Origin of the sequence: Nordella sp. HKS 07 (genome assembly GCF_011046735.1) — a bacterium.
GTDB lineage: Bacteria > Pseudomonadota > Alphaproteobacteria > Rhizobiales > Aestuariivirgaceae > Taklimakanibacter.
On record NZ_CP049258.1, the window covers coordinates 1,435,001 to 1,460,490 of the forward strand.

A 25,490-nucleotide genomic window follows, 5' to 3' on the forward strand; every position below is an offset into this window, starting at 1 on the left:
AAGCCGCCTGAGATCAGGAACTTCGCGTTAAGCACACTAGGAGGAAAGGCCGGATTCGCTATGATCCAGGTCAAATCCCACTAAAGGCTTGATCGAAATCAAAGTATCTGCCGGCATCGCGGCGCAATGTTGTATTCATGAACGATCGCCCCAACTCCAAGTGCAACCTGAAGCAGAATTGTAAACCCCGCGGTGAGCCGCGATCGCTGGTCGACAAATATCACGGTCGCGTGCCCCGCTATACGAGCTATCCCACCGCGGTGAACTTCGGTTCGGGCATCGGAGCGGATCAATACAGCAGCTGGCTTGCCGCCCTCAGTCCGGATCAACCCTTGTCGCTATACCTGCATATTCCATTCTGTGGACAGCTATGCTGGTACTGTGCCTGCCATACCGGGGTGAGCCACAGGCGCGAACCCATCGTCGGCTATGTCGAATCGCTGTTGCGTGAAATCGATCTCGTGGCCGCTGCGATCCCGCACCGGCCGGTAGTGTCCGCGCTGCATCTGGGCGGCGGTTCTCCGAACATGCTGTCGATATCGGACCTGGCCCGGCTCTTCACTCGTCTGCGCGAAAGGTTCACTTTCGCCGATCAGGCTACGATCGCCGCTGAGCTCGATCCGCGGTTTCTCACTCACGAGTGGATCAGGGTCGCTGCCCGCCTGGGTCTCTCCCGAGCGAGTATTGGCGTGCAGGATCTGGATCCGGACGTCCAGGCAGCAATCAACCGCATCCAGCCCTTTGAAATGGTCGCGCAATCGATCGCCGCCCTGCGCCGAGAAGGTGTGACGTCGATCAATGTCGACCTTGTCTATGGACTGCCACGTCAGACTCTTCACGGAGTAAGGACAACCATCGACCAGGTCGCCACGCTCGAACCTGACAGGGTAGCGCTCTTTGGCTATGCCCATGTGCCCTGGATGATGCCGCGTCAGAAGCTTATCCGGGAAGACGAACTTCCGGACTCGCGTCAGCGCTATCAGCAACAGCTCGTGGCTGGCAACAGGCTCCAGGAAGCAGGCTATCATCCCATCGGCCTCGACCATTTCTCGCTGCCGGTGGACGATCTCGCCATCGCGGCGGAGAATGGCCTGATGAAGCGTAATTTTCAAGGTTATACGAGCGATGACACGAGAACCGTCATAGGCCTGGGCGCTTCATCGATCAGCAGCCTCGAGCAGGGCTACGCACAGAACTGCCCCGACGTCCGCAGATGGCGGGAAGACATCGACCGCGGAAAGCTCGCGACCTGCCGCGGAATCGCCTTGACCCATGAGGATCGTTTTTGGTCCGACATCATCCAGGCGCTCATGTGCGACCTCGAAGTCGATTTCATAGACCTTTTGCGCCGGTGGGACATGCCGGCATCCGTCCTTGCACCGGCCCTTGCCCGACTCGATGACATGCAGGACGACGGCCTGGTCCGGCTGCGTGGCTCTGTCCTCGCCGTAACTCGACTGGGCCGACCTTTCTTGCGGTCAATCTGCGCGACCTTTGACCAATATATCGCAGATCACGGAGCCAGCCCTCGGCACGCCAGAGCAATCTGAGCGAGCGCGCGAACTTTTGAGGAAGCGGTTCCTGGCGGTTGACCCAAGTCAAAGCCCCTGGATGCCATGCCGTCTCGTTTCCTGAAAGGAGAGCTGCCATGCGGGTACCGAGAACACTTTACCTGATCGCGGACGGGGGCCGCGTGCGCTATGTGGAGCGCGCCGGGCCTGGCCACTTCAGGACATTCCGAAACGCCCTGTCCGCCCATATGCACGACAAGACTTCCGAGTTTGGTCATGACAAGCCGCCTGAAAAGCTGGATCATCTGCTGTTCAACCAGTGGCAAAGATCGTCAGAAATTCAGGAACTGCAGATAGAAATTATGCAAGACCAATCGCCAGCGACCGACTAGCCTGCTTGCCATCGGCGGCGGATTGCGCCAGATCAAGCCCCCCGGCGCTTGAACACGCCAGGGCGTGATACAGAGGAGCAGGTCATGCGAACCATACGCGGTATCGAGAACATACTCATCGGCTTGACGGTCGAAGCCAAGGATGAACCGACCGCAGCGATCAGCTATGGATTGTCCCTGGCACAATCTGCGCATGCACTGGTGACCGTGTATGCGCCAACAGTAAAACTCGTTCTACCGCATGCCTTTGTCAGTGGCGCCGCCGCCGGCATAGTGGCAGCTGAAAACCGCTACCTCGAGGAACTGGCGCGCGAGGCTGTCAAACGAATTGAAACGCAGGCGAGGGAAGCCGGCGTCAAGGCGAAAGTAACGTCTTCACACCTCCAGCGCCAGAAGCTAGTCGAGGGCTTCACAAACGAGACTCGCCTGCACGATCTATGCATACTTGACAGCGAATCCCAGGCCATCGACGTCGACCGTGATCTCATCGAAGCCGCCCTGCTCGATAGCGGTCGCCCATTAATCGTCGTTCCCCCTGAACATAGGGCTTTTAACGCCCAACATGTCGTCGTTGCCTGGGACGGGAGTTCCAAGGCGGCGCGCGCGCTCTTCGATGCCTTGCCTATCCTGCGTGCTGCTGCAACAGTTGAAGCGGTCCAGATAGAAGGAGAGAAGAACCTGTCGAGAATAGTCCCCGGATCGGCTTTGGCAGCGCAGCTTCTGGCCCATGGCGTCAAAATTGTAGCGAAGACCATCGATGCCCGCGATGGCGGCGTAGCAGAAACGCTACGCCAATATGCCCACCGTTCCGGCTCGGACCTGATCGTGATGGGCGGCTTCGCCCGCGCCCGGCTGCGGCAGCTTATACTCGGCGGCGTCACCCAGTCTCTCCTCCGCCACTGCCCCGTCCCGCTGTTTCTGTCTCACTAAAGGATGCGGGCGATCGTCAGCCCCGTATATCTCGACTACAGCACGATCACGCTGATTTGAAACAGCGATCTTACACACTCCCGCCGGTTGGCCCCGCATCGGCGTGTGCTATCCGCCGGATGTCAATTGCCCTTTCGCGGCCTTTCACATGGATGTGCTCTACTGCTCCAATTGGTCGCGCTTGCAGGCCACTTCTCTCGATTGTCACAGCATCGCAGACAATCTCACCTCGGTGAGCCTCAGAGCATAAGCGCGCGGCCACATTCACGGAATCCCCGATGACCGTATAATCCCGCCGCGCTTCGGGTCCGATTGCTCCGGAGATGGCGGGGCCTGTGAACACGCCTATGCCAACCCCTCGCGGCAGATTGTCTCTCGCAACGGCAGCCTGAACATCTAGGGCCGCAGCCACTGCCCGACGTTCTTTGTCCGGTCCTTCGAACCGTGAAAGCAAGGCATCGCCAATCAGCTTGTCGACGTCGCCACCGTGCCGGGAAATGCAATCGATCTGCACCGCCATAATACGGTTTAGAAAGGCAACAACCTCTTCCGGAGCCACCATTTCCGAGTAGCCAGTAAAATCCCGCACGTCCGAATAGAGAAGCGATACCGCAATTCGTCTTAAAGGCAGGTCGCTTCCTGGAGGAGCGGAACGCACCGCACCGACTGCACTCGACGACATGAAGCTTTGCAGTCTCGCCGATAGCTCGCGCACTCGCGCCGCCCTCAAATCAATTCCGGACTGTGCCCTCTTGATGAGATAGCTGAGGACGAAAACCAGCCCCGCAAGCAGAAGGCTCGGGACGAGAGTAGGCATAATAAGCGCCCGTATCAGGATGTCGCGCAAGTACCAGGCTGGTTGATAGATTTCGGTTACCAGTCCGACTTCGCCATTAGTTCTGGATACCGGGATGTAAAATTCATTGTAGCGCTTGCCGTCCGCTTCCAGATGCGGGACCAGGACACGCTCTTGCCTCTCAAGAGCCGCTGTCAGCGCGGCGTTTTCCTCCACGAGCCCGATTTCGGCCCGATCGGTGCTGAAGACCGCTTTGCCGTCGTGAGTATAGATCTTGAATTGTGGAAGGTCGTGCTCGGCCACGGACTCTTGAAGCGGAACCTGAAGCCGCTCTGTTTGTTCGATGTCCGCTGTGCCCGCGAGCAGGGCATTCCATTCGGCGGGAAGCTTTCGTTCAACCGCTGCGACTATTTCTGCCACTTCCCGCGCTGCAAATTCCAAGTGAATATCACGCACCGCCTGCCGCACGGCCAGTGCCGTCATAACAACCAACGACAGGACAAATAGCGCGAGGAGCGGAAGGAAACGTTGCCGATATCGTCGCTGCAGCGGAAAGGGCTCCTCCAGAGCGTCGGCGCCGGACCTGCCTGTAGTACCGTCAATCCTCTTCACTGTGTCACGATGCCTCTTTTCGGCATTGTCTCAGGAGATCGGAAGCGAGATGAATGAGGCCGGTCATCGCGCATCTGAGTTTCGGTTTCGCCGGGCTTTCTGTCGTCGCATGACCAGTTTCTCACATTGTCAGGACCGCGGCACCTTGCAGCCTCCCCTCGCGCAAATCGTCAAGAGCTCGATTGGCGTCCGCAAGCGGGTATGGAGTGACCGACGTCTGGATCCCGATTTGGGGAACCATGTGGAAGAAGCTGTCGCCGTCATCGCGCGTGAGATTTGCCACCGAGAGGATCTGTCGTTCTTCCCACAGCAATCTGTACGGAAAGCTTGGCAGGTCGCTCATGTGAATTCCGGCGCAGACGACGCGGCCACCCTTGCGCACCGCCTTCAGGGCCTGCGGTACAAGCGCGCCAACGGGCGCATAGATGATGGCGGCATCCAGCAGCTCAGGAGGCGTCTCATCTGATGCTCCCGCCCACTCGGCGCCGTGGCTTCTGGCGAAGTCTTGGGCTTGCCCATCGCCTTTGCGCGTGAAGGCAAAGACTCGCCGGCCCTGCCATTTGGCAACCTGGGTTATGATGTGGGCGGCCGCTCCGAAGCCGTAAAGACCCAGCGATTTCCCATCGCCCGCGATCCTGAGCGATCGCCATCCAATGAGACCGGCGCAGAGAAGCGGCGCAAGGAGCAGGTCAGACGTGCCGCCTTCGAGGGCAAAGGCATAGCGCGCATCGGCAATCGTATGAGTCGCATAGCCGCCATCCCTTGTGTAGCCGGTGAAGAGTGGCCGGTCGCAGAGATTTTCCTGCTCGGAGAGGCAATAGAAGCAGCGGCCGCACGTATGGCCGAGCCATGGGACGCCCACCCGCTGTCCAGGCTCAAGGCCGCTGACACCGGCGCCGACCTCCTCGACATAGCCGATGATTTCGTGACCGGGAACGAGAGGCAGCGGGACCTTCGGCAAATCGCCATCGACGACGTGCAGGTCCGTGCGGCAAACCCCGCAGGCGCTGATGCTTAGGCGAATTTCACCGGACTGTGGCGCCGGCAAGGGACGCTCGCGCATTTCAAGTGGCCGGCCATATTCGACCAGCATCATGGCGCTCGACACCGTCATAACCTCTCGACTGTTACCACACGATATGTGTGCCCGCCATCGCCTTCGATGATCGAAATATACTCACCTGTGACAAACCGCGCGGATTAAATGCCCGAGATCCTGTTCCTCCCCCGCGCGGTAGTGCACGAGACGGCAGAGGTCGCAGTGAGATTTCTGACTCCGTCACCGGCATGACGAGGTCATAGCCATGCTCTTCACTTCCTTGCGGATGACCAGGCTCGCGCGAGACGCAGCCTGACCTTCACGAAGCCTTCGGGAAACCACCTGTTTGCGGGTTGCCGCATTTTGGACAGCGCCATGGTGACCTCCAACTATGACATGGAACTAGCTTGCCACCTTCGACCACAACATGCATGGCCAATCGCAAGTTCGATATCCTCGGTGATTCATTACCGCGCTTGTCCGACTCGATCCACACGCGATCAACATTGTTGTCCGACCATGGTCCAAATAGCTAGTCAGACGTTCGTCTGTTCGTGAACCGCGATAGGTCCCATGGATCGGCGGAGAAGTCCTAGGACACTATTTTGGTCCCGGCTCATTGTCTAGCTTCGCGACAGCTACGGCGCGTCGAAAGGACGAGGAGTCGCAGCGCAACACAGAGCAGAGGACTAGGGCCATGACAAGGAACATTCTCACACTTGCCGCAGTTGCAGCACTCACCACTTTTATCATACCGGCAGGAGCGCACACTGGTAGCGACCAGAGTACTCTCACGCTCATCAAGAGCGTGGCTACCAAGTCGACCGACGGTGTGGCGATTGAAATTGCTCGGCGCGGGCGTGGAGCTGACGACCCCGCCGGTGACGACCGCGGTGGACGTGGCCATGGCTCCGACGATCCCGCTGGCCATGCCAGCATCAAGACTTTCGATCCGTTGCTTCAAATGGCCCGGCGCGGGCGTGGAGCTGACGACCCCGCCGGTGACGACCGCGGTGGACGTGGCCATGGCTCCGACGATCCCGCTGGCCATGCCAGCATCAAGACTTTCGATCCGTTGCTTCAAATGGCCCGGCGCGGGCGTGGGAAGGATGACCCGGTCGGCCATGGTTGAGTTGGGACGTCGCCTGGAGGTGGGGGCGGACTCATTCCGCCCCCACACGGCATATTGATGCGACTAGTTGTTAGCGAAGGCGACGCCGGCTTTGCCCTCCGCAAGTATGTGGATGCACCGTAGGCGGCGATTTCGAAGGCGAGGGCAGATGGAGATGATAGCCAGCCTTGAGGTGCTCCGCGGGCCCGCAAGGGCGACGCGAGCGGGCGTAGGGCGATAACCGACCCGCAGGCCGCCACGTTCCAGCTCTTCCAAGTGCTCGAGTTTTCCCCGCTCAAGTTCAAAATCGAATTTACCCCACCTCTCATGGGTGCGGCATCAAGCCAATCTAGATTTCGCGGCAGACGAGAGGGGCCCCCGTCCTGGGGGTAAAAGCAACGGCGACATTCTCCGTCGTTCAATTGTTGGCGTAGATGCTGATCTTTCCTCCACCGGGCTGTTAAAGACCGACCAATTGGCAAAGGGCAGAGGCCCATAGAAGACGGCGTTGGCATCAAATCGCAGTGTATTGGCGGCCGCCCACAAGAATTTTTGGTTGAGCGAGCCTACATTGAGCGGATCCGCGAAGCCGTCGAGAACATAAGAAGGCTCAACCGAGTGGCCGCGCGATGTGGCTCGATTTTACGCAATTACCTGCTCAGGTCCTCCTCGTTGACTCGAGAATCGAGGACGCCATCGACACCGGCCGCGCCAACTGCGCCTTGGAAGAAGAATGGAGAAAGCGAAAGCTATGCGATTCGGCCCTAAAGATTTCCTGAGCGCCCGCGATGTCCATGTCGAACTGGCGCGGGACCGAGCCGCTGATGCCAGGAAATATCTGGCCCTGGCGCGCCAAGCGTACGGGCGCGGTCGTGATCGCGCCGCGTCCAGGTTTCTTGGGCACCACAATTTCTACGCGGACTTTGCGGTACGGCAGCGGAAACGCGCCCACACCCTGCTGCTGCGCGCGGAAAGAGACTTATCAAGATGCAAAATAGCTTGCTCCGCAACAGTCTCTGCGGATCATCGTTCATCACCCTGATACGCCGCATCAACGAGTGCGTCTCTGGCTCTTAGCGAAGCTATGGTCGGATACTTCGGGTCACGGTCCTGGCAATTCAGCGTGAACTCATTGAGTTATTTCGCATCGGGCGATACTCGCTCGTGACGCTCATTGCGTGCCTGCGCATAGCTGGAGGCAAGCATCTTGCACGAGGCACCTTTCAAGAGACTTGTCGAGGAGAGCTTCCTCATCCTCGGTTGGGTTGCCAATTGGCGTCCACTCGGGAACGCTACCTGTATCGACGGATCGTCGCCGCTCGCACCGGGGAAAAGTTCTACAAAATTTAGCGGCCTCCCACATTTAGACCACCGAAATTTCGGGCCGGCTTGATCGAGATCAAGGAACGATCAAACAGACATGGCATAATTGCAATGATAGCCCCTTATTGAATGGAGGGATATGATGACGCAAACAGTCACCAAACTGCCTGTCGCTAAGGAGGAGACTCAAAGGCAAGACGCAGCGCCATGGCGGCCACTGCTGGGCCTGCAGCATGAAATCAATCAGATCTTCGATCAGTTTGACCGCGGTTGGCGACCGTTCCTTCACCACTCGATCTTCGATTTTGAACCACGGGCTCGGTTCGAGGCCTCTTGGTCGTCACCTGCGGTCGACATCGTCGATAAGGATAAGGCATATGAGGTTACTGCCGAAGTGCCTGGCATGAACGCCGACAACCTCGAAGTAAAACTCACCAACGATCTCTTGGTGATCAAGGGTGAAAAGAAGGAAAGCCGAGAACAGACAAAAACCGGCAACCACTTGTCGGAGCGGCGTTATGGATCCTTTGAACGGAACTTCCGTGTTCCCGAGGGCGTCGACTCTGGAAAGATCGAGGCAACGCTTAAGGATGGCGTGCTGACCGTCATTCTACCCAAGAAGGCCGAGGCAATGAAACCAGCCAAGAAAATCGAGGTGAAGGCAGCCTGATCGACAGTGATAGCAGACCGTCCCGGACAGCCTGGAGCGCGAGCATTTCGCAATTGACTCGCGCTCCGACCCGACAAAACCTTCAAAGACCATAATGCGCATTCAAGCTGCCTTGGGCTATACGGGACTTCAGATCAGCGGGATGCCGGATCAAAGCATGATGGGGACGACCAGCAGACGCATATAATTGCGGCAACCACGCCTTCTTGCCGTCCTCAAGAGCGGGCTTACAATCACTGAAGCACAGGCCGAAGCCTGGAATATGCCAATGCGGTGAAGGCGCAGGCAGTCCCCATGCAAGCAATGCTCGCCAACATGATGAAAATATACAATATGAGGGTCGCTACCAGAGCATGTGGCTGTGCCACTTTTGCCGCAGTGCTTGTGGTCTCGATCGGTACAGCCCATGCGGGATCCAATACCGCTCGCGATGACTTCCAGGCCCTCTGCGCCGAATGCCACAATGCGGACGCTAGAGGAAATGGTCCGCTGACGAAGAACCTCACCAAAATTCCACCTGACCTTACACGCATCAAGCAAAGGGCTCACGGTAAATTCGACAAACAGGCCGTATATGACTGGATATTGGGACTCAAGATGACCGGATCCCACGGCACCCGAGAAATGCCGATCTGGGGCGACTGGTTGATGGATGAGGCACTTGAGGATGGCACTTCTCTCGATGCAGCCAAAGCCGCTGAGAGAAAGATCGAACGGCGGGTGATGGAAATTGTGAAATATCTCGAGTCGCTGCAGGTGGAAGAATAGAGCGCCGGGTGATTAGAGGTAATGGCCTTAGCGCTCTGGCAAGCCTTTGCGTAGCGGAGACATTTTTTGTTTCAATTTGAGTTGTTCTTTCTGCGAATCCTAACGAATGATTCTTGCTTGTCGTAATTTCGATTGTTGAACATACTTGGGTTGTCGGGACGGCTCGCTGAGTCAGAAAGTAATCTGACAGTGGAGAGAGCAATAAAAAAAATCTCGATTCTCGCCGGTGTGGCTGTATTGGCATTAATGGCAACAAGTCAGGCGTTTTCGAAACAGTCATTCGCACCGTCGTCCGGCGCAAGCGCTGCAACAGCAGGCAATCCAGCATCGCCGGTGATTCTCGCCGATGGCCGTGGGCCTGGCGGTGACAGCGGCGTCAACAGCGGCGGCGCACCCGATGGCCGCGGGCCTGGCGGTGGCGTCCCCGATGGTCGTGGGTCTGGCGGTGACAGCGGCGGCGGTGGCGGCGGCGGCGAAGGCGGTGGAACGCCAACACCAGTACCCGGCAGCGGCGCGCCCGATGGCCGTGGCAACAACGGCGGCGCGCCCGATCATGGCCGACCCGTTTGAGAGCCGCAAACCGGCTCCGTGATGGCGGTGCCATGAAGCGGAGGTGCGCGAGTCGGTGCGAGGTGCGACGACCACGGACGCACCGCTCGCGCGCGTCTAGCCGCGGGTGAATGATGATAATCAGAAGCGTCATACACACCGCGCTGGGAAAGCTCCAAAGCAACGCGAGGAACAATCGATGTGGCGCTCCGTTGCCTCTTGCCTGCCCTCCGGCAGGTAGCCCCAAGGCCCGCCAGGCGATCACTTCGCTATGCCCAGTCCCTGGCGGGCCACCGTCCTAGGCGACGGCATGAAAACCCAGATGACCGTCTATGCCGGCTGCGCTCGAGGAAACGACCCGCGCCAAGCACACCGGTTGCTACTGGGGCAAAGCGGACATCAACTGGCGAACACTGTGGCTCGGTTAGGTCAAAAATGACCGCGAGCCGATATCGGTTTGGCGCCTAGCATATCAGTTCTATCGCGGACGCACGGTGCAATGGCTGGAGATTAAGTTAAATCTGGGCACTTGGTAGCGGGAAAGTCATCGTCTGCAGGCAGCTCCGGGCGATTACTCCGAGAGCGCATTTCCTGTCTAACTTCAAATGGGCCGCACCAAAGAGCGGAGGTTCAAGGATCCCTAGCGCGGGATGCGAAAAAGTGGGCACCGGTTTTTCGCAAGAATCCCGCGCTAACATATAGGAATCGATCACGTTTATGGGTTTGGATTGACTCAATCCAAACTCATCGTGATCTAGTGTGCTGAACGCGAAGTTCCTGATATCAGGCGGCTTGCACCGACAGGAACTTCGCGTTCAAGAGCACACTAGAATCATCAGGTTTTCTAGTGTCCTTCCGAATCCGAAGTTCGCTCGGAAGGTCCCGCTGGCCGTGGCGAACTTCGGATTCGGGACACTAGCGGATCGCGTCCAGCAATGCCTTGGCTTCCTTGAGGTCCGGCGTGTCAAAGCCCTCAGTAAATTTGCCATAGACGGGCGCCAGGCGATCGGTTGCCTGCTGCTTTTCACCACGCTCTGCCAACAGAAATGCGAGGTCTCGCGCGGCACGTAGTTCCAGCGATAACGCCTCTTGCTGTTGCGCGACTTCAAGTGCACGGCGCAGGTCTGTCTCGGCAGCCCCGTGCGCACTTCTTTCAGCACGCAACAGGAGCATTGCACGCATGCGATGAAGCTCAGCAGCGAAAGCAAGATCGCCGTTCCGAGCCAGGAATGAAAATGCTTTGCCGATATACTCACGTGATTGGTCATGCATGCCAGCACGAGCGTAGGCATCTGCGGCGAGGCTAAAATGGAGGGGATTGAGCCGGCCGGCATTGATGCGGCTCGCCTCGCGCAGGCCGAGCTCGATCTCGTCGAGGCCAGGCGCCTTCCCCTGCTGCGAGAGGGCCCAGCCGAGCTGGGGCAGTCCAAAGGCATAGTAAAGTGCCATGGAGTTGTCTTCGGCGAGCCGCAGCGCTTCGCGAGCTCCGCTTTCCACTCGGTCCGGCCGACGTAGCCAGATGTGCACGATGTTGGCCCCATAACACAAAATCAAAGCAGTCGTGTTGGTGTGATTGATCTCGCGTGCCCAGCGCAGGCCCCCTTCGACCTTGCATACGGCCTGGTCGGGAAAACCCAGGTGCCAAAGATTCCAGGCTTGATAGTTGGCGGTTGCGGCGCGTGGATCGTGGCCAAAACGAAACGCCAGATCGCGATGCACAACCGGATCGTAGCCGTCATAGGCCTCCGTCATTAGCGCGAGCGACTCTCTGAATTTTCCTTTATGGAAGGCCTCAAGACCGAGCATGCGCAGACCGACAAGGCGCGGCCCGGTCTCGGGCAGAGTGTCGGCGAGTGCGGCGTAACGCTGAGCGAGTTCCTCCGAACCCGTGCCGGCGACATACGGGGCGACCCATTTCCCGTATATTGCCGGCAGTTGTAATGACACATCGCCTATCTCATCGGCCAACACCATCGCACACTCGAAAGCACGCAGCGTCGCCGATGCCTGGTAGCCCTGGCTCGCGATCAGCGCCTGACCGATCTGCACGTGGAAACCCTGCTCGCGCCTCTTCCACCGAAGGTCGTCGCCCAAGACACTGCATAGGCGGACGCCATTCTCAAGGCTTGCGATCGCTTCCTTGTAGGCCGGCCGGGCAATGGCTCTCTTGCCTGCCTCCTCCCACAGATCCAAAGCCCGCTCAACAAGACCCGCTGCTTCCGCGTGCTGTGCTCGTATTTCGGGGGCCGAGTCACTCCGACGCTCCAGCACGCCAAGCAGTCGGGCGTGGAGCGCAATGCGCTTGGCCTTGAGCAAGCTTTCATAGGCGGCGTCGCGCACCAATGCATGTTTGAAGAGGTAAGTTGCGTCCGGTGGCAAGCCACGGCGGAAAACCAATTCGGCCGCCAGCAATTGCTGCAATGCATCGGTCAGCTGGCTTTCCGGCAGCGCTGCCAGTTCAACGATCGTTGCGTGATCAAAAGTGCGACCGATGACAGAAGCGATCTGCGCCACTTCCTTGACACCGTGCAGGCGATCAAGGCGCGCCATCAGCGAGTCATGCAGCGTGGCCGGCACGGCAAGCGCGCTCAACGGGCCGTCGAGATGATAGGCATCAGCAGTTTCGCGCAAGGCGCCAGATTCGACGACCGCTTTGGTCATTTCCTCGACGAAGAGCGGAACACCGTCTGTCTTGGCAGAGATCTCATCCAACAATGTATCGGGCAAGCGCTTGCCTTGGGTTATGCGAGCGACAATCGCCTGCGTCGCGGCGCGCGCAAGCCGGTTGAGCGCGAGACGCGTAACTACCGGATGGCTGGCAAAGCCGGCCACAAATGTCGGTCTGGCGGTGATGAGGAGAAGAACTTTCGTGCTTTGCACACGGTCGAGCGCCAGTTCGACCAGTTCGAGCGTGGTTGGATCGACCCAGTGCGCGTCTTCGATCAACCAAAACACCGGCTTGCGACCGGCCAATCCGGAGAGTTGATCAATAAGGGCGGCCAGCGTTTGGCTGCGACGCTGCTGTGGAGTGAGGTTCAACGCTCCATACCGTAGTGTCCCGTCGAGACCGAGAAGCTCCGCAAGCAGGGGCGCGGCGGCCACGCCACTCCCGCCGGCCTCAGCAAGCAACGCCTCGAGTTTTTCGAGCCGACGCTCGACCTTGTCATCCGCTGAAAATCGCGCGGCGTGGGTGAGTTGCTGGATCACCGGATAGAGCGTGGAATCGGTGTGATATGGCGAGCACTGGTAACGGATCAGGAAGTGCGGTTCGCTCGCTACTGCTTCTACGACAGCCTCGCTGATGCGCGACTTCCCGATGCCCGCTTCACCCGTGAGGAGGATCGCCTGACCTTCATTGTTTGTCGCCTGCCGCCAGCGCTCCAGTAGCTGGCCAAGTTCCTGGTCGCGGCCGACGATAGGCGCCACCCGACCTGACTGGCGAGCGGCGAACCGACTTTCCAACGTCCGTTCACGGAGAACCACGAAGGCAGACACGCTCTCCCGGATACCTTTTAGGTTCAGCGCCTCCAGCTCACGCATTTCAAATAGATCGCCTAGTAACCGCCGGGTGGCATCGGCAATGACAACCATGCCAGGCTCAGCCAAGGCTTGTAGTCGCGCTGCAAGATTCGGCGTATCCCCCACCACCGCCTGTTCCTGCGCTGCTCCCTCCCCTATGAGATCGCCGACGACGACCAAACCCGTAGCAACGCCGACGCGGGCAGCCAAGGGCAGGCCTGCGGCATTTGGCAGCCTGCTGACCATTCCCACCACGGCGAGCCCTGCTCGAACTGCGCGTTCGGCCTCGTCCTCATGCGTTCTGGGCCATCCAAAGTAGGCGAGCACACCATCGCCCATCAGCTTGGCGGTGAACCCCTCCAGCCGGCTGATCTCGCCGGTCACAGTATTCTGGTAGGCTCTCAGGACGTCGCGCATCTCCTCAGGGTCAAGCCGCTCTGACAAGGCCGTCGAACCCACAAGATCCACAAACATCACGGTAAGCTGCCGGCGCTCAGCCTCTCGAGCCGGGGAAGGTGTTGATACGGCCGGTGCAGCAACGCGTTGCAGTTTTTGGGCGGCCTTCAAAATCCGACGGCGATCTCCAATCGCCAGGCCAAGCTTCTCGAGATCGCTGTCAGTGAGGTCGGCGAGCACATCGATGTCGATGCCGTGCGCCACGAAGAGCTCGGCATACCGGTCAAGACCAAGTGCCTCGAGTTCAGGCAGGGCCAACATCTTTCGAAGTATGATCCCTCAGAAGTATCAAAGGCAAACTATCGCGATATTGACAGGCATTTTGATGAAATGTCCAGTTGAGGCGCCTGCCTATATAGAAGACTGTTGACGGCCAGTGTGGCGGGCAGGTCGGCTTTTCTATCGCCACTGCTTTTCCTCTGCAGTCCATCGCACTCCCGGTAGCCTACCAGGTTTGAGGAAAGTATTCACGACTGGACTAGCTGCTGCTCGACCTCGGTAGCGAATGACCCTAAGCGGACGCTGGCCAGATTGCAGGGCCTGCTGGCGATCGCATCACGCTGCCCTCATCGATTTGGAGTAGCCGTTGGGCGACAGAGTGTTGTGGCATGAGTTGCTGCATGGGTATTGCCTGTTGACGGTTTTCGCGCCAGCATCTGCCCTGACAGAAGATCCGGGGCAACGGGAGGGAATCCATGCGCTTCTTAATTTGTGCCAGTCTATCTCTCATTATTTCGACCTCAGCGGCATCGGCGGCTGATTTAACCGGCGATCAAATCAAAGAAAAGCTCATCGGGCATACGCTCAAATGGAAGGCAGAAAAATACAAGGTTAGTGGCGTCACAAAGTATAACGCTGACGGAACTGCAACATCCAACATGGACGGAAAGCCCGAAGTGGCCGGAACTTGGCGGATCAAAGGCAACAACCTTTGCGACAAGTTCGGAAAGCAGAAAGAGTCCTGCACTACGCGGATCGACCAAATAGACGATAAGGTTTTTTATCTGGAGCCGTACCAAGCTGTGTCGATCATTGTCGATTAGCTGTCCATTGATTATGCCTTGGCCCCATCGAAAAGGTGCTCCGTAAATCTGGAATGAGGTAGCCGACAAGCTCTAATGAGAGCGAAGTATCACAACCGAATTCCCGCATCTTGACCGTCATATCGTGAAAGCCGCGTCAGCTCTGGCCGCATCGGCGCCGGGCCGATGATGCTGATCGGCTCAGCGATGCAGGCGGTGGCGCTGCTGCTCTATCTGTTCTTCGACAGCCTGTCCTCGCCCTGGGTGATCGCGGGCCTGTTCGGACTGTTCCAGGGCGGCATCGTGCCGAGGTATGCGGTGATCATCCGGCAGTTCCTGCCGACCAGGGAAGCCGGCGCGCGCATCAGCCTGGTCCTCACCGCGACGGTGCTCGGCATGGCCTGCGGCGGGCTGGCGGCCGGCTTTATCTACGACGCCACGCAGTCCTACCGGCTCGCCTTCCTGCACGGGCTGCTGTGGAACCTGGTGAACCTGGCGCTGATAGGTTGGCTGCTGGTCTGGTCGAAATGGCGGCGGCGCAGCCATGCGGTGAGGGTCGGCTGAGGTTTGGCGCTGCCACCGCGCTGGCCAGAGACATCGGCTGACAGGAGGGACCATTTCCTCCGCAGGGGCGAAACCGATTGCATCAAAGCCATTCTCGATGCCGCCAGAAAGGATGCCGAGCAATTGCTTGCTCATGAGCCAGGCTGCCGATGCCGAAAAGCCTGTGCGTTGCGCCGATCAATGCTACCCTTAGGACTTATATAATAACCGACCTTCCGCCAGTGAGGTACAGTTGCCCGATACCAAATTCGCCGCCCGGCTGAATTCTTTCAAATCTGGGGCCGCCAGCTACTGGCCGCACAAGAACCGGGTGACGGCGCTAGACCTTGTCACACGCGCTGCGACGGTTCCAGGCCTCGGTGCCGTCGACCTTAATTTTCCTGATCATCTCGAAGGAATAAGTGCGAGGGAATTTGGCACTCGGCTGGCAGACCTGGGACTTTCGCTCAACGGTTTCGCCATGCGTTATTACACCGAGCCGGCGTTCAAGGTCGGTGCCTTCACCAATCCGGATCCTGCGGTCCGGCGCAAGGCTATCGATCTGACGAAGCGCGGAATCGACGCGATGCGGGAAGCGGGCGGCGACCTCATGACTTTGTGGATGGGTCAGGATGGCTTCGACTACGCCTTTCAAATCGACTATGCCCGAGCGTGGGAGATGGAAGTGGCGGCGATCCGCGAAGTCTGTGCCCATGATTCTGCCGTCAACATATCGATCGAATACAAGCCGAACGAACCGCGTGCCTTTGCTCTGATGCCAGACATCGGCACGACCTTGCTGCTGGTCGGGGAAATCGCCGCAAAAAATCTCGGCATAACGCTCGATTTTGCCCACCTTCTCTATGCCGATGAGATGCCGGCATTCGCGGCAACGCTCGCGGCGCGTCATTCGAAGCTGCTCGGCATCCACCTCAATGACGGCTATGGTAAACGCGACGACGGACTGATGGCGGGATCCGTCCATGTCTTCGAGACGATCGAGCTGCTGCATGTCGTGGCTAAGCTGGGATATTCGAGCGCTATCTATTTCGATACTTTTCCCGATGCCAGCGGCCTTGATCCGGTGGCCGAATGCACCGCCAATATCGAGGCCGTGAATGCCATGCAAAGCGTCGTGAAGCGGCTCGTTGCCGACACCGAGCTAGAGGCCGCCATTGCCAGACAGGACGCCGTCGGGGCGCGGCGCATCGTCAATCGGGCCCTCTATGGTTGACCATTTCGATGTCGCCGTTGTCGGATCACTGCATCTCGACATCATGACCAAGTCGCCGCGGCTTCCAGCGCTCGATGAGACTGTCCTTGGCCAGTCATGGCATTTCAAATGCGGCGGCAAGGGCGGCAACCAGGCGGTCGCAGCCGCGCGCGCCGGCGCCAGAACAGCCTTTGTGGGCTGCGTCGGCAATGACGATTTCGGCAGCCGGCTTTTGGCCAATCTGGATGCGGCCCAGGTGGACCGCTCGCGTGTGAGCATCGTTCCAATGGCCGGATCGGGAATGAGTGTCGCCATGGAAGATGCCAGCGGCAATTATAGTGCCGTCGTCGTCTCCGGCGCGAACCAAAGCATCCAGCCCTCCCAGTATGAAAATCTCTCGGTACGCGTCCTGCTCATCCAGAACGAGATCTCCTCTTTGGTCACGCTCGATGCGGCGCGCGCGTGCAAGCGCGACAACACCTTTGTTATCTACAACACAGCGCCCTTTCTCCCCCTTTCTGACGAGTTGCTGCACAATGTCGACCTGATCGTCGCCAATCGTGTCGAGGCGACCGATGCGACCGGAATCGCCATTGCTTCGCTCAGCGATGCAGCGCGGGCGGCTCAAGCGCTATCATCCTATGGCTGCAACTCGGTTGTAACCGCTGGCAACCTTGGCTGCGCTCTGTGCGCGCATAGGGGCAAACCCGACCTCATCGCCGCCGTGAAAGTAAAGCCCGTTTCGACGCATGGCGCCGGCGATTTCTTCTGCGGGGTCGTTGCCGCTCGGATCGCACAAGGTGTTGAGTTGGCAGACGCTGTTTCCGAGGCCAATATTTCAGCGGCCCGGTTCGTGTCTTGCGCAGATGGTGTTAGCTGATCGGCGCGGTTCTGCGCTGTGATAGAGCTCGGCAAGGCCTTCTTCAAATTGCACCGTGTCACGGACGAAATAGACCGGAACCTCGAATTTCCGTGCGACATCCTCGACTGACCCCTCGGCATCGACGGCTTCGGCCAGGGCTACGGTAGGGACACCGAACTACGATGCAGTCGGCTGGCCGACTGCCCGGCTCGGATCGACAAGACGATCACGGTCACGCGTGCGGGCGCATCTGCTTCAACCGCCGCAAGATCAATCTCAGTCAGATCTTCGCCGGACCGAAGGTCGGCATCAAGTAGGTGAGGCCGGATGGAACGACTGGAAAGTCCGTTCGGGCCAAAAGTGTTACCTATGTCTCAGGAATAATCCGTGACCCATGTCTCCGGTATAGACCATCGGAAACTGGAGCGGGCGAAGGGATTCGAACCCTCGACCCCAACCTTGGCAAGGTTGTGCTCTACCCCTGAGCTACGCCCGCATTAGGTAAGGCGCCAGGGTCTAAGTTCCCGGCGCGGGCGTCTTATTGCCTATGACTCGCGCAAATGCAATAGGAACCTCGCATTGATCGTAAAAGCTTCATTGAGAAGGTGAAAATGCCTGCCAGCCGCGCCGATCTGATGGCCCGATTCTCGCAACTCGGCATCGAAACTGAGACCCGGGAGCACGCGCCCGCCTTCACCGTGGACCAGGCCCGCGACCTGCGCGGGACGATTCCCGGCGGCCATTGCAAGAATTTGTTCCTGAAAGACGAGAAGGGCGCCGTCTGGCTGATCGTCTGCCTGGAGGATGCCCGGATCGACCTCAAGGCGGCCCCGGCCAAGATCGGATCGAAACGGCTCACTTTCGGCAAGCCGGAGCTTCTGATGGAGCTGTTGGGGGTGGAGCCCGGCTCCGTCACCCCCTTCGGCCTCATCAACGATACGGGCAACCGCATCACCGTCATCCTCGAGGAGCGCATGATGCGGGAAAACCTGCTCAATTATCACCCGCTCAGCAATGACGCGACGACCACCATTGCCGCCGGGGACCTCCTCGCCTTCATCCGCTCCTGCGGGCATGAGCCCCGGATTGTCGCGCTCGCCGCCCCGTAAGAACTTTACGCTGGCGCCTGACCGGACGGAAAACCGGCACCCGCTTCTCCTGATCACGCGCTGGAACCGGCCGGGTTGCAATCGCTCCGCCGATCCGCCATCTAAGGGGCTGAAAATCCCGCTCCGAAAGGCCGTTTCATGGAAATCTTCCCGCCCGTCCCCGGCAAGTCCAATGGCGCCGGCGCCCCGCCCGCGGGCGCGCTGATCAAGGATTCCGACACCCGCACCTTCATGGCGGATGTGGTCGAGACCTCGCGCAAGGTGCCGGTCATCGTCGATTTCTGGGCCCCCTGGTGCGGCCCCTGCAAACAGCTCGGCCCCATGCTCGAGAAGCTGGTGAAGCAGGCCAACGGCAAGGTCCGCATGGTCAAGGTCAATGTCGACGAGAATCAGCAGCTCGCCGCCCAGATGCGCGTCCAGTCGATCCCCGCCGTCTTCGCCTTCGTCGACGGCCAGCCGGTCGACGGTTTCATGGGGGCGCTTCCCGAAAGCCAGATCAAGCAGTTCATCGACCGGCTCGGCAGCCAGGGCGGCATGGCCGAGGAGATCGAAGCCGCGGTCACGGCCGGGCGCGAGGCGCTGGCCCAGAACAACCTCGCCGAGGCGGCGCAGATCTTCGCCCAGGTGCTGGGCGCCGACCGCGAGCATGCCGGCGCCATTGCCGGCCTCGCCAAATGCCAGATCGCCTCGGGCGATCTCGAGCAGGCCAAGGCGACCCTCGCTCTGGTCCCGCCGGCCAAGGCGAACGATCCGGAAGTGGTGAGCGCCAAGGCGGCACTCGAGCTTGCCGAGACGCCGGTCGATCACGGCGAGATCGCCAATCTCACCCGCGTCGTCGAGGCTAATGCCGACGATCACCCGTCGCGCTTCGATCTGGCGGTGGCGCTCAATGCCGCCGGCAAGAAGCAGGAGGCGCTCGACCATCTTCTCCATATCGTGCGCCGCAAACGCGACTGGAACGAAGAGGCGGCGCGCAAGCAGCTGGTCAAGTTCTTCGAGGCCTGGGGCCCCAAGGACGAGTTCACGCTGCAGGGCCGCCGCAAATTGTCCTCTATTCTGTTCTCTTGATGGGCCATGGGTTTTCTCGACCAGTATCATTCGCCTGACGACCTGCCGCGCGTCCTGAAAGTGTTCCCGCTGCCGGGCGCGCTGCTGCTGCCGCATGCCGAGCTGCCGCTCAACATCTTCGAGCCGCGCTATCTCGCCATGGTGTCCGATGCCCTCGCCGGCGACCGTCTCATCGGCATGATCCAGCCCGATGACGACGAGGCCGATCTGACCGGCAGCCCGACCTTGAAGCAGGTCGGCTGCGCCGGGCGCATCACCTCCTTCGCCGAGACGCTGGACGGGCGCATCCTGATCACGCTGTCGGGTGTCTGCCGCTTCGCCATCGGCAGGGAAGTCGCCTCCGACAAGCCCTATCGCCAAATCGAGCCGGATTTCTCCGCCTTCGCCGGCGATCTCTCGGCACCCGAGGACGAGGAGGATGTCGACAGAAGCTCCCTCCTCAAGGTTTTCCGCGAATATCTGGCGGCCAACGACATGAGCGCCGACTGGGACCAGGTCAGGGCCGCCTCCACCGAGGCGCTGGTCAACACGCTGGCCGTGCTGGCCCCGCATGCGCCGTGCGACAAGCAGGCGCTGCTCGAGGCGAAGGATCTCAAGTCGCGCGCCGACGTGCTGATCGCCCTCACCGAGATGGCGCTGGCGCGCCAGGGCTCGGGCTCGCGCTCGAGCCTGCAGTGAGGGACGAGATGAGCCGGCAAACCGATCCCAAGCTGCTCGAAATTCTGGTCTGCCCGATGACCAAGACGCGCCTCGAATATAACCGCGAGACGCAGGAGCTCATTTCCCGCGCCGCCCGTGTCGCTTATCCGATCCGCGATGGCATCCCCATCATGCTGGCGGACGAGGCCCGTGAGCTCGGCGAAAATGAATAGCGAGCCGCCGGAAGAGATCCGTCTCAAGGATCACGGCCGCACCCTCGAAATCCAATACGGCCCTGAGGAGATCTATGCGCTCGCGGCCGAATATCTGCGCGTCGAGAGTCCGAGCGCCGAAGTGAAGGGCCACGGCCCCGGTCAGGAAGTCACCGTCGCCGGCAAAAAGAATGTGCGCATCGTCAGGCTTTCGCCCGTCGGCCATTATGCGCTGCGCATCGTCTTCGACGACCGGCACGACACTGGTCTTTACACATGGGACTATCTGCGCGAGCTCGGCCGCGACGAGAAAACCCGCTGGGCCGCTTATCTCGAGAAGCTCGCCGCTGAGAAGCTGACGAGATAGCGGCTCTTGAAGTACCTCACCCTGAGGTGCGATCCCGGCCTTGCGCCGGGGGAGCCTCGAAGGGTCCGTCAGGATGAAGCTCTGTCCTTGCCGCTGCGCTGTTTCGCCAGAATCTGAATCAGCTTCCAGTCTCCCCGGATCAACGATTCCTTCTTGGCGCGGGACCATCCTTTGATTTTGCGCTCTGCCGCAATCGTATCGACGATCAGGCCGAAGTATTCCGAGTAAACCAGCCGAACCGGAAGCCGCGATACCGTGTACGCACTTGGCGAAACATCTGATGTTCTGAAACTCGCTGGTCGGGATCCTCGCCACGCGTGAGCCCCGTATAATAGCTGCCATCGGCACAGAGCAGAATGTACATCCAGGCCATTCTTGCCAATCCTGCGGGACCCTTCGAGGCCTGCCTTCGGCGGGCACCTCAGGGTGAGGGATGTCGAGGGATGTTTGCAAGCCGAAACATTCACTCATCCCTTCTGAACGTCAGATAGCTCGACACGCGGCCTTCGCGCTTGGCCTTGGCCTCATAGCGCGTAACGATCCAGTCCGGAAACGGGGTCCGCCAGTCGTTCGGGCCTTCGGCGGTCCAGGTGAAGCCGCCCGCCTGGCGCGTCTCGAACAGCGTCCATTGCACATAATGCTCGATGTCGCTGGCGAACAGGAACAAACCGCCGGGCTTCAGCAGCCGGCGGAAGTGCCGCAGATTCTCCTGCGAGACCATGCGGCGGCGCTGATGGCGCGCTTTCGGCCAGGGATCGGGATAGAGCAGATAGATGCGCTCGAGCGACGCGTCGGGCAGCAACGCGAAGAGCTCGCGCACATCGCCCGCATGGACGGCGATATTGCCGATCTTCTTTGCCTCGATCAGCGCCAGGAGCTTCGCCACGCCATTCACATAGGGTTCGGCGCCGATGAAGCGGATCTCGGGATAAAGCAACGCCTGGTGCGCCAGATGCTCGCCGCCGCCGAAACCGATCTCGAGATGGACGGGCTGTTGCGAGGCTGCAAATCTGGCCGGATCGAACCGGATTTCAGGCAGGAGTTCGGCGAACAGCTTCGCATGATGGGGACGCAAGGTCTTGCCCTTGCGCCGCCCATAGAACTGGAACCGCCTCTCGGTATCGCTCACTTCACCGCGGCTTTGAGCGCCTTGATGAGATCGGTCTTCTCCCAGGCGAAGCCGCCGTCCTTCTCCGCCTTGCGGCCGAAATGGCCGTAGGAGGAGGTGCGCGCATAGATCGGCTTGTTGAGGCCGAGATGGTTGCGGATGCCGCGCGGCGTCAGGTCCATGACCTTGGCCAGCGCCTTTTCGAGTTTCTTCTCATCGAGCTTGCCGGTGCCGTGGGTATCGACATAGATCGACAGCGGCTGCGCCACGCCGATGGCATAGGAGAGCTGGATGGTGCAGCGCTTGGCGAGGCCCGCGGCGACGACGTTCTTGGCGAGATAGCGGGCCGCGTAAGCCGCCGAACGGTCGACCTTGGTCGGGTCTTTTCCGGAGAAGGCGCCACCACCATGGGGGGCGGCACCGCCATAGGTGTCGACGATGATCTTGCGGCCGGTGAGACCGCAATCGCCATCGGGACCGCCGATGAAGAATTTGCCGGTGGGGTTGATGTGCCACACCGTGTTCTTGTTGATCCAGCCCTTGGGCAGGGCCTTCTTGACATAGGGCTCGATCAGCTTGCGCATGTCGGCGGAGGTGAGGCTCTCGTCGAGATGCTGCTGCGACACAACGATCTGCGTGACGGCGACAGGCTTGCCGTTCTTGTACTGAACGGTGACCTGGCTCTTGGCGTCGGGGCCGAGCGCCTTCTCCTTGCCGGAACGGCGGGCCTCGGACAGCGCCTGCAGGATGCGATGGGCGTAGTAGATGGGCGCCGGCATCAGCTCCGGCGTCTCATCGCAGGCATAGCCGAACATGATGCCCTGGTCGCCCGCACCCTCGTCCTTCTTCTCGCCGGCATCGACGCCCTGCGCGATATCGGCCGACTGGCTGTGCAGCAAAATCTCGATCTTGGCTTTCTCCCAGTGGAAACCGTCCTGCTGGTAGCCGATATCCTTGATGGCGGCGCGCGCGGCGGCTTCGATCTTCTTGCGCGTCACGCTGACGGGGCCGCGATATTCGCCGGCGATGATGGCCCGGTTGGTCGTGCACATCGTCTCGCAGGCAACCCTGATATGCGCCGGGTTCATGCCTTGGGCGATGGCCTCCCGATAGAACAGGTCGACCACTTCGTCGGAGATGCGATCGCACACCTTGTCGGGGTGCCCTTCGGAGACCGATTCACTGGTGAAAAGATAGTTCTTCCGCGACATTGTCATCCCACATCAATAATCCCCCCGCGCGAGCCGCGGAAAGCCGGGCGTCTTCTGGCAGGCTTGCCAAGGCAGGTCAAGCGGGCCCCTTTTTTGCGAAAATAGGCCATATCACGATCACTCCAGGCCGGCACGGCCTGAAGTGATGAACGTGATCGAAAATCCTGGATCTGGCGCGTGATCTCAACGGCAAAACCGTCCGCCGCCATTCCGGATCAGGGGTTAGGCCCCTTTGTAATCCGCCAGCAATTTCACCGCATTAAGGATGAGCTTGCGCTTGTCCGGATCGGTCGTCTCGCTGAAGATCCGGGCAATCTGGACACCGTCGGGCGACTGCAGCGCGCCGGCGATCGCGTCGGCGCCTTCCGATTCGGCCAATCCCGCCAAATCGTCATCGTCGCTCTTCAGCTCATCATAGAAATACTGGACGCTCACGCCCAGAACGCGCGAGATCTGGTACAAGCGGCTGGCGCTTACTCGATTCGAGCCTTTCTCGTATTTCTGTACCTGCTGGAACGTTATCCCTAGTAGTTCGCCAAGTTTCTCCTGGCTCATACCAACGAGCAACCGCCGCATGCGCACCCGATTGCCCACGTGACGGTCTACGAAGTTCGGGTCTCTTTTTGTCATTGAAAGTACTTTTTGTCCGACCACTATTTCCCCCGGTCTGACGAAATGTTCTTTACCGAATTAAGGGCTTACGTCCTGTCATTACGGCGGCGTAATGCTTAATACACCCAATTGATTTTTTCAAACGGATTTATACTTAAGTTCAACAAGAAGTGAGTGCGACAACTCACATTTGCGCGAGTTCAATCATGTTGAAGCCGCGCGCGATTGTCGTACGACAATTCCAACAGCGCTCAACAGAAAAAGCAGCCCGACAAGCATCCAATCGCCGGCGCGCGCATAGATTGTTGCAGATATGGCCGGCGGCAGCGAGCCATCGATGACACCTTCCGCGCCGAGCCCGAGCTCCGCCTCGATGCGCCCCTTGGCGTCGATGATGGCCGAGATACCGGTATTGGCGGCGCGCACCAGTGGCAGGCCCTGCTCGATGGCGCGCAGGCGCGCTTGGGCCAGATGCTGGTAAGGCCCGCTCGATTCGCCGAACCAGCCGTCATTCGTCACATTGATGATCCAGTCCGGCCGCTGGGCCGGATCGATGAGCTGATGCGGAAATATCGCCTCGTAGCAGATCAGCACCGCGGCGGGCGGCAGTCCCGGCAGGCTGATATTGCGGGGCCCCGGCCCGGCGGTGAAACTCCCCGGAACCGTGACGACCTTGCGGAAACCCAAAGGCTCGAGGATCGATTCGAAGGGCAGGAACTCGCCGCCCGGCACCAGCCGCCATTTGTCGTAGCGCGCCACCACATTGGCCGCGCTGTCGAGGCCGAGCACGCTGTTGTAGACGCGCCGCTCAGCCCCTTCGGTCTGGTCCTGCGGGTCGCGCCTCAGCGCGCCGAGCACCAGCGAGGTGCCCTCCGGCAGCAGGTCGGCGAGCTCGGCCAAGCCTTGCGCATTCTCGTCGATGAGGAAGGAGAGCGAGCTCTCGGGCCAGATCACCACCGAGATGCCCTCGATACCGTCCGGACGCGCCGGCGTCGGCGCCTGCGACATCATCTTCATCTTGTCGAAGATCGGCCGCGCATTGTCGCCGCGCCACTTGTCGTCCTGCGCGATATTGGCCTGCACGATGCGCAGGCTCACGGACGAAAGCGGGCGCGCTTCCGCCAGCCGGTAGGCGCCCCACAGCCATAAGCCCGGCAATAGCGCCAGAAGAAGTGCGGCGGCGATCAGCTCGCGGGGTCGGCGCTCGGCGAAACCGAACAGCGCGGGAAGACAAGCCCACAAAGCGATGAGCAGCGTCAGCCCCGGCATGCCGATGAGAGAGGCCGCCTGCGCGAGCCCGCCCATGCCGTTCACGGCGAGACCGGGCGCCGTCCACGGGAAGCCGGTGAGGAGATGGCCGCGCAGCCATTCGGCGATGGCGAGGAAGACGGCGAAGGCGATCAGTTTGGCGAGTCCCGTCTGGCGCAGCAGCACCGTGGCGAAAGCGGCGAGGCCCCAATAGAGCGCCATGCCGCCGGCCAGCGCGCCCACCATGAAAGGCATCATCCACAGATAGGTGGCGGCATCGACCAGGAAGGCGATGCCGATCCAGTAGAAGCAGACGGTGAAATAGCCGAGCCCGAACAGCCACCCCAGGAAGAAGGCCCGTCGCGGTGGCGCCTCGTCCATGATCCAGATGAAGAGCGGGAAGGCGACGAAGAGCAGCGGCCAGAAGTTGAAGGGCGGCATGGCAAGGCCAGCCAGTCCACCGGCGAGCAGCAGAAACCCTGCTTTGCGCCAGGAGCCGAGCCCCGCCAAGGTCCGGACGATTGCCACGAAGCGATTCATGATCGGCGCACTATAGGTTCGGGCCGCATGCCCTGATACAGTGCCGGCGTGCGGCCAAAG

Annotated in this window: 26 protein-coding genes and 1 tRNA gene; 16 read left to right on the plus strand and 11 right to left on the minus strand. The window is 60.1% G+C overall.

Annotated elements, in window-relative coordinates; translation table 11 throughout:
* The first annotated feature begins 137 nt into the window (after positions 1 to 137).
* The 3 genes from hemN to G5V57_RS06795 all read left to right on the plus strand — a co-directional run bounded on the left by hemN (position 138) and on the right by G5V57_RS06795 (position 2,833).
* Complete coding sequence (hemN, locus tag G5V57_RS06785; protein WP_165166785.1) at positions 138 to 1,550, plus strand: oxygen-independent coproporphyrinogen III oxidase; 1,413 nt, start codon at positions 138 to 140, stop codon at positions 1,548 to 1,550.
* A gap of 98 nt (positions 1,551 to 1,648) precedes the next feature.
* On the plus strand, positions 1,649 to 1,903 hold the full coding sequence (locus G5V57_RS06790; RefSeq protein WP_165165501.1) for a hypothetical protein: 255 nt from the start codon (positions 1,649 to 1,651) through the stop codon (positions 1,901 to 1,903).
* Positions 1,904 to 1,987: 84 nt separating this feature from the next.
* Entirely contained in the window at positions 1,988 to 2,833 is an 846-nt protein-coding gene (locus G5V57_RS06795) for a universal stress protein (RefSeq protein WP_165166786.1), read from the plus strand.
* Between the two features lie 70 nt (positions 2,834 to 2,903).
* On the opposite strand, the gene G5V57_RS06800 is transcribed toward G5V57_RS06795, so the two are convergent.
* On the minus strand, positions 2,904 to 4,241 hold the full coding sequence (locus G5V57_RS06800) for an adenylate/guanylate cyclase domain-containing protein (RefSeq protein WP_246737561.1): 1,338 nt from the start codon (positions 4,239 to 4,241) through the stop codon (positions 2,904 to 2,906).
* A 121-nt stretch (positions 4,242 to 4,362) separates the two neighbouring features.
* Positions 4,363 to 5,355 (minus strand): zinc-dependent alcohol dehydrogenase family protein, encoded by a 993-nt coding sequence (locus G5V57_RS06805; RefSeq protein ID WP_165166788.1) that lies wholly within the window; start codon positions 5,353 to 5,355, stop codon positions 4,363 to 4,365.
* 622 nt (positions 5,356 to 5,977) lie between these two features.
* Here G5V57_RS06805 and G5V57_RS06810 point away from each other — a divergent pair.
* A complete protein-coding gene (locus G5V57_RS06810) occupies positions 5,978 to 6,412 on the plus strand; it encodes a hypothetical protein (protein WP_165166790.1) in 435 nt (144 codons plus the stop codon).
* Between the two features lie 637 nt (positions 6,413 to 7,049).
* Here G5V57_RS06810 and G5V57_RS06815 read toward each other — a convergent pair.
* On the minus strand, positions 7,050 to 7,343 hold the full coding sequence (locus tag G5V57_RS06815; protein WP_165166792.1) for a hypothetical protein: 294 nt from the start codon (positions 7,341 to 7,343) through the stop codon (positions 7,050 to 7,052).
* Positions 7,344 to 7,853: 510 nt separating this feature from the next.
* On the opposite strand from G5V57_RS06815, the gene G5V57_RS06820 reads away from it, so the two are divergent.
* The 3 genes from G5V57_RS06820 (at position 7,854) to G5V57_RS06830 (ending at position 9,722) form a co-directional block, all read left to right on the plus strand.
* Entirely contained in the window at positions 7,854 to 8,384 is a 531-nt protein-coding gene (locus G5V57_RS06820; protein WP_246737562.1) for an Hsp20/alpha crystallin family protein, read from the plus strand.
* A 294-nt stretch (positions 8,385 to 8,678) separates the two neighbouring features.
* Positions 8,679 to 9,152 carry a hypothetical protein gene (locus G5V57_RS06825; RefSeq protein ID WP_165166794.1) on the plus strand — a complete coding sequence of 158 codons (474 nt, stop codon included), beginning with the start codon at positions 8,679 to 8,681 and terminating at the stop codon, positions 9,150 to 9,152.
* Between the two features lie 333 nt (positions 9,153 to 9,485).
* Complete coding sequence (locus tag G5V57_RS06830) at positions 9,486 to 9,722, plus strand: hypothetical protein (RefSeq protein WP_165166796.1); 237 nt, start codon at positions 9,486 to 9,488, stop codon at positions 9,720 to 9,722.
* Positions 9,723 to 10,616: 894 nt separating this feature from the next.
* Here the strand turns inward: G5V57_RS06830 and G5V57_RS06835 are convergent.
* Positions 10,617 to 13,937: an adenylate/guanylate cyclase domain-containing protein gene (locus G5V57_RS06835; protein ID WP_165166798.1), complete on the minus strand. Its 3,321-nt coding sequence runs from the start codon at positions 13,935 to 13,937 to the stop codon at positions 10,617 to 10,619.
* Positions 13,938 to 14,371: 434 nt separating this feature from the next.
* On the opposite strand from G5V57_RS06835, the gene G5V57_RS06840 reads away from it, so the two are divergent.
* The 4 genes from G5V57_RS06840 (at position 14,372) to G5V57_RS06855 (ending at position 17,334) form a co-directional block, all read left to right on the plus strand.
* Positions 14,372 to 14,719 (plus strand): hypothetical protein, encoded by a 348-nt coding sequence (locus G5V57_RS06840; protein ID WP_165166799.1) that lies wholly within the window; start codon positions 14,372 to 14,374, stop codon positions 14,717 to 14,719.
* Between the two features lie 150 nt (positions 14,720 to 14,869).
* Entirely contained in the window at positions 14,870 to 15,262 is a 393-nt protein-coding gene (locus G5V57_RS06845) for an MFS transporter (protein WP_256378681.1), read from the plus strand.
* Positions 15,263 to 15,494: 232 nt separating this feature from the next.
* Complete coding sequence (locus G5V57_RS06850; protein ID WP_165166801.1) at positions 15,495 to 16,475, plus strand: sugar phosphate isomerase/epimerase family protein; 981 nt, start codon at positions 15,495 to 15,497, stop codon at positions 16,473 to 16,475.
* Positions 16,468 to 17,334, plus strand: coding sequence for a PfkB family carbohydrate kinase (locus G5V57_RS06855; protein ID WP_256378642.1), 867 nt, complete (start codon positions 16,468 to 16,470; stop codon positions 17,332 to 17,334). Before G5V57_RS06850 ends, G5V57_RS06855 begins: the two co-directional genes overlap by 8 nt.
* 403 nt (positions 17,335 to 17,737) lie before the next feature.
* On the opposite strand, the gene G5V57_RS06865 is transcribed toward G5V57_RS06855, so the two are convergent.
* Positions 17,738 to 17,812: transfer RNA gene (locus G5V57_RS06865), tRNA-Gly, on the minus strand.
* A gap of 115 nt (positions 17,813 to 17,927) precedes the next feature.
* Here G5V57_RS06865 and G5V57_RS06870 point away from each other — a divergent pair.
* From G5V57_RS06870 to G5V57_RS06890, 5 genes are all read left to right on the plus strand, one after another.
* Complete coding sequence (locus tag G5V57_RS06870; protein WP_165166803.1) at positions 17,928 to 18,425, plus strand: prolyl-tRNA synthetase associated domain-containing protein; 498 nt, start codon at positions 17,928 to 17,930, stop codon at positions 18,423 to 18,425.
* 138 nt (positions 18,426 to 18,563) lie between these two features.
* Positions 18,564 to 19,493 carry a thioredoxin gene (gene trxA, locus G5V57_RS06875; protein ID WP_165166804.1) on the plus strand — a complete coding sequence of 310 codons (930 nt, stop codon included), beginning with the start codon at positions 18,564 to 18,566 and terminating at the stop codon, positions 19,491 to 19,493.
* Between the two features lie 6 nt (positions 19,494 to 19,499).
* Positions 19,500 to 20,171, plus strand: coding sequence for an LON peptidase substrate-binding domain-containing protein (locus tag G5V57_RS06880; RefSeq protein ID WP_165166805.1), 672 nt, complete (start codon positions 19,500 to 19,502; stop codon positions 20,169 to 20,171).
* Between the two features lie 8 nt (positions 20,172 to 20,179).
* Positions 20,180 to 20,365: a Trm112 family protein gene (locus G5V57_RS06885; RefSeq protein ID WP_165166806.1), complete on the plus strand. Its 186-nt coding sequence runs from the start codon at positions 20,180 to 20,182 to the stop codon at positions 20,363 to 20,365.
* A complete protein-coding gene (locus G5V57_RS06890; RefSeq protein WP_165166807.1) occupies positions 20,358 to 20,711 on the plus strand; it encodes a gamma-butyrobetaine hydroxylase-like domain-containing protein in 354 nt (117 codons plus the stop codon). Before G5V57_RS06885 ends, G5V57_RS06890 begins: the two co-directional genes overlap by 8 nt.
* 205 nt (positions 20,712 to 20,916) lie before the next feature.
* Here the strand turns inward: G5V57_RS06890 and G5V57_RS35150 are convergent, their stop codons facing one another.
* The 6 genes from G5V57_RS35150 to lnt form a co-directional block, all read right to left on the minus strand.
* Positions 20,917 to 21,084 carry a GIY-YIG nuclease family protein gene (locus G5V57_RS35150; protein ID WP_371744745.1) on the minus strand — a complete coding sequence of 56 codons (168 nt, stop codon included), beginning with the start codon at positions 21,082 to 21,084 and terminating at the stop codon, positions 20,917 to 20,919.
* 90 nt (positions 21,085 to 21,174) lie between these two features.
* The gene (trmB, locus tag G5V57_RS06895; protein ID WP_165166808.1) at positions 21,175 to 21,840 is read right to left on the minus strand and encodes a tRNA (guanosine(46)-N7)-methyltransferase TrmB; all 666 of its coding nucleotides are present in this window, start codon (positions 21,838 to 21,840) and stop codon (positions 21,175 to 21,177) included.
* Positions 21,837 to 23,030 carry a methionine adenosyltransferase gene (gene metK, locus G5V57_RS06900; RefSeq protein ID WP_165166809.1) on the minus strand — a complete coding sequence of 398 codons (1,194 nt, stop codon included), beginning with the start codon at positions 23,028 to 23,030 and terminating at the stop codon, positions 21,837 to 21,839. The genes trmB and metK overlap by 4 nt, the downstream gene beginning before the upstream one ends.
* Positions 23,031 to 23,032: 2 nt before the next feature.
* On the minus strand, positions 23,033 to 23,239 hold the full coding sequence (locus G5V57_RS06905; protein ID WP_165166810.1) for a hypothetical protein: 207 nt from the start codon (positions 23,237 to 23,239) through the stop codon (positions 23,033 to 23,035).
* Positions 23,240 to 23,252: 13 nt separating this feature from the next.
* Entirely contained in the window at positions 23,253 to 23,684 is a 432-nt protein-coding gene (locus G5V57_RS06910) for a helix-turn-helix domain-containing protein (RefSeq protein WP_246737563.1), read from the minus strand.
* Between the two features lie 162 nt (positions 23,685 to 23,846).
* Entirely contained in the window at positions 23,847 to 25,418 is a 1,572-nt protein-coding gene (gene lnt / locus G5V57_RS06915) for an apolipoprotein N-acyltransferase (RefSeq protein WP_165166811.1), read from the minus strand.
* Positions 25,419 to 25,490 lie beyond the last annotated feature (72 nt).

Bases quoted from the DNA above. Each gene is read 5' to 3' on its own strand.
- G5V57_RS06840 (WP_165166799.1), top strand. From the start codon at position 14,372: ATGCGCTTCTTAATTTGTGCCAGTCTATCTCTCATTATTTCGACCTCA.
- G5V57_RS06855 (WP_256378642.1), top strand. From the start codon at position 16,468: ATGGTTGACCATTTCGATGTCGCCGTTGTCGGATCACTGCATCTCGAC.
- metK (WP_165166809.1), bottom strand. From the start codon at position 23,030: ATGTCGCGGAAGAACTATCTTTTCACCAGTGAATCGGTCTCCGAAGGG.
- G5V57_RS06905 (WP_165166810.1), bottom strand. From the start codon at position 23,239: ATGGCGGCGGACGGTTTTGCCGTTGAGATCACGCGCCAGATCCAGGAT.
- G5V57_RS06810 (WP_165166790.1), top strand. From the start codon at position 5,978: ATGACAAGGAACATTCTCACACTTGCCGCAGTTGCAGCACTCACCACT.
- G5V57_RS35150 (WP_371744745.1), bottom strand. From the start codon at position 21,084: ATGGCCTGGATGTACATTCTGCTCTGTGCCGATGGCAGCTATTATACG.
- G5V57_RS06890 (WP_165166807.1), top strand. From the start codon at position 20,358: ATGAATAGCGAGCCGCCGGAAGAGATCCGTCTCAAGGATCACGGCCGC.
- G5V57_RS06820 (WP_246737562.1), top strand. From the start codon at position 7,854: ATGATGACGCAAACAGTCACCAAACTGCCTGTCGCTAAGGAGGAGACT.
- G5V57_RS06795 (WP_165166786.1), top strand. From the start codon at position 1,988: ATGCGAACCATACGCGGTATCGAGAACATACTCATCGGCTTGACGGTC.
- G5V57_RS06880 (WP_165166805.1), top strand. From the start codon at position 19,500: ATGGGTTTTCTCGACCAGTATCATTCGCCTGACGACCTGCCGCGCGTC.
- trxA (WP_165166804.1), top strand. From the start codon at position 18,564: ATGGAAATCTTCCCGCCCGTCCCCGGCAAGTCCAATGGCGCCGGCGCC.
- G5V57_RS06885 (WP_165166806.1), top strand. From the start codon at position 20,180: ATGAGCCGGCAAACCGATCCCAAGCTGCTCGAAATTCTGGTCTGCCCG.
- G5V57_RS06835 (WP_165166798.1), bottom strand. From the start codon at position 13,937: ATGTTGGCCCTGCCTGAACTCGAGGCACTTGGTCTTGACCGGTATGCC.
- G5V57_RS06790 (WP_165165501.1), top strand. From the start codon at position 1,649: ATGCGGGTACCGAGAACACTTTACCTGATCGCGGACGGGGGCCGCGTG.
- hemN (WP_165166785.1), top strand. From the start codon at position 138: ATGAACGATCGCCCCAACTCCAAGTGCAACCTGAAGCAGAATTGTAAA.
- G5V57_RS06805 (WP_165166788.1), bottom strand. From the start codon at position 5,355: ATGACGGTGTCGAGCGCCATGATGCTGGTCGAATATGGCCGGCCACTT.
- G5V57_RS06870 (WP_165166803.1), top strand. From the start codon at position 17,928: ATGCCTGCCAGCCGCGCCGATCTGATGGCCCGATTCTCGCAACTCGGC.
- G5V57_RS06825 (WP_165166794.1), top strand. From the start codon at position 8,679: ATGCAAGCAATGCTCGCCAACATGATGAAAATATACAATATGAGGGTC.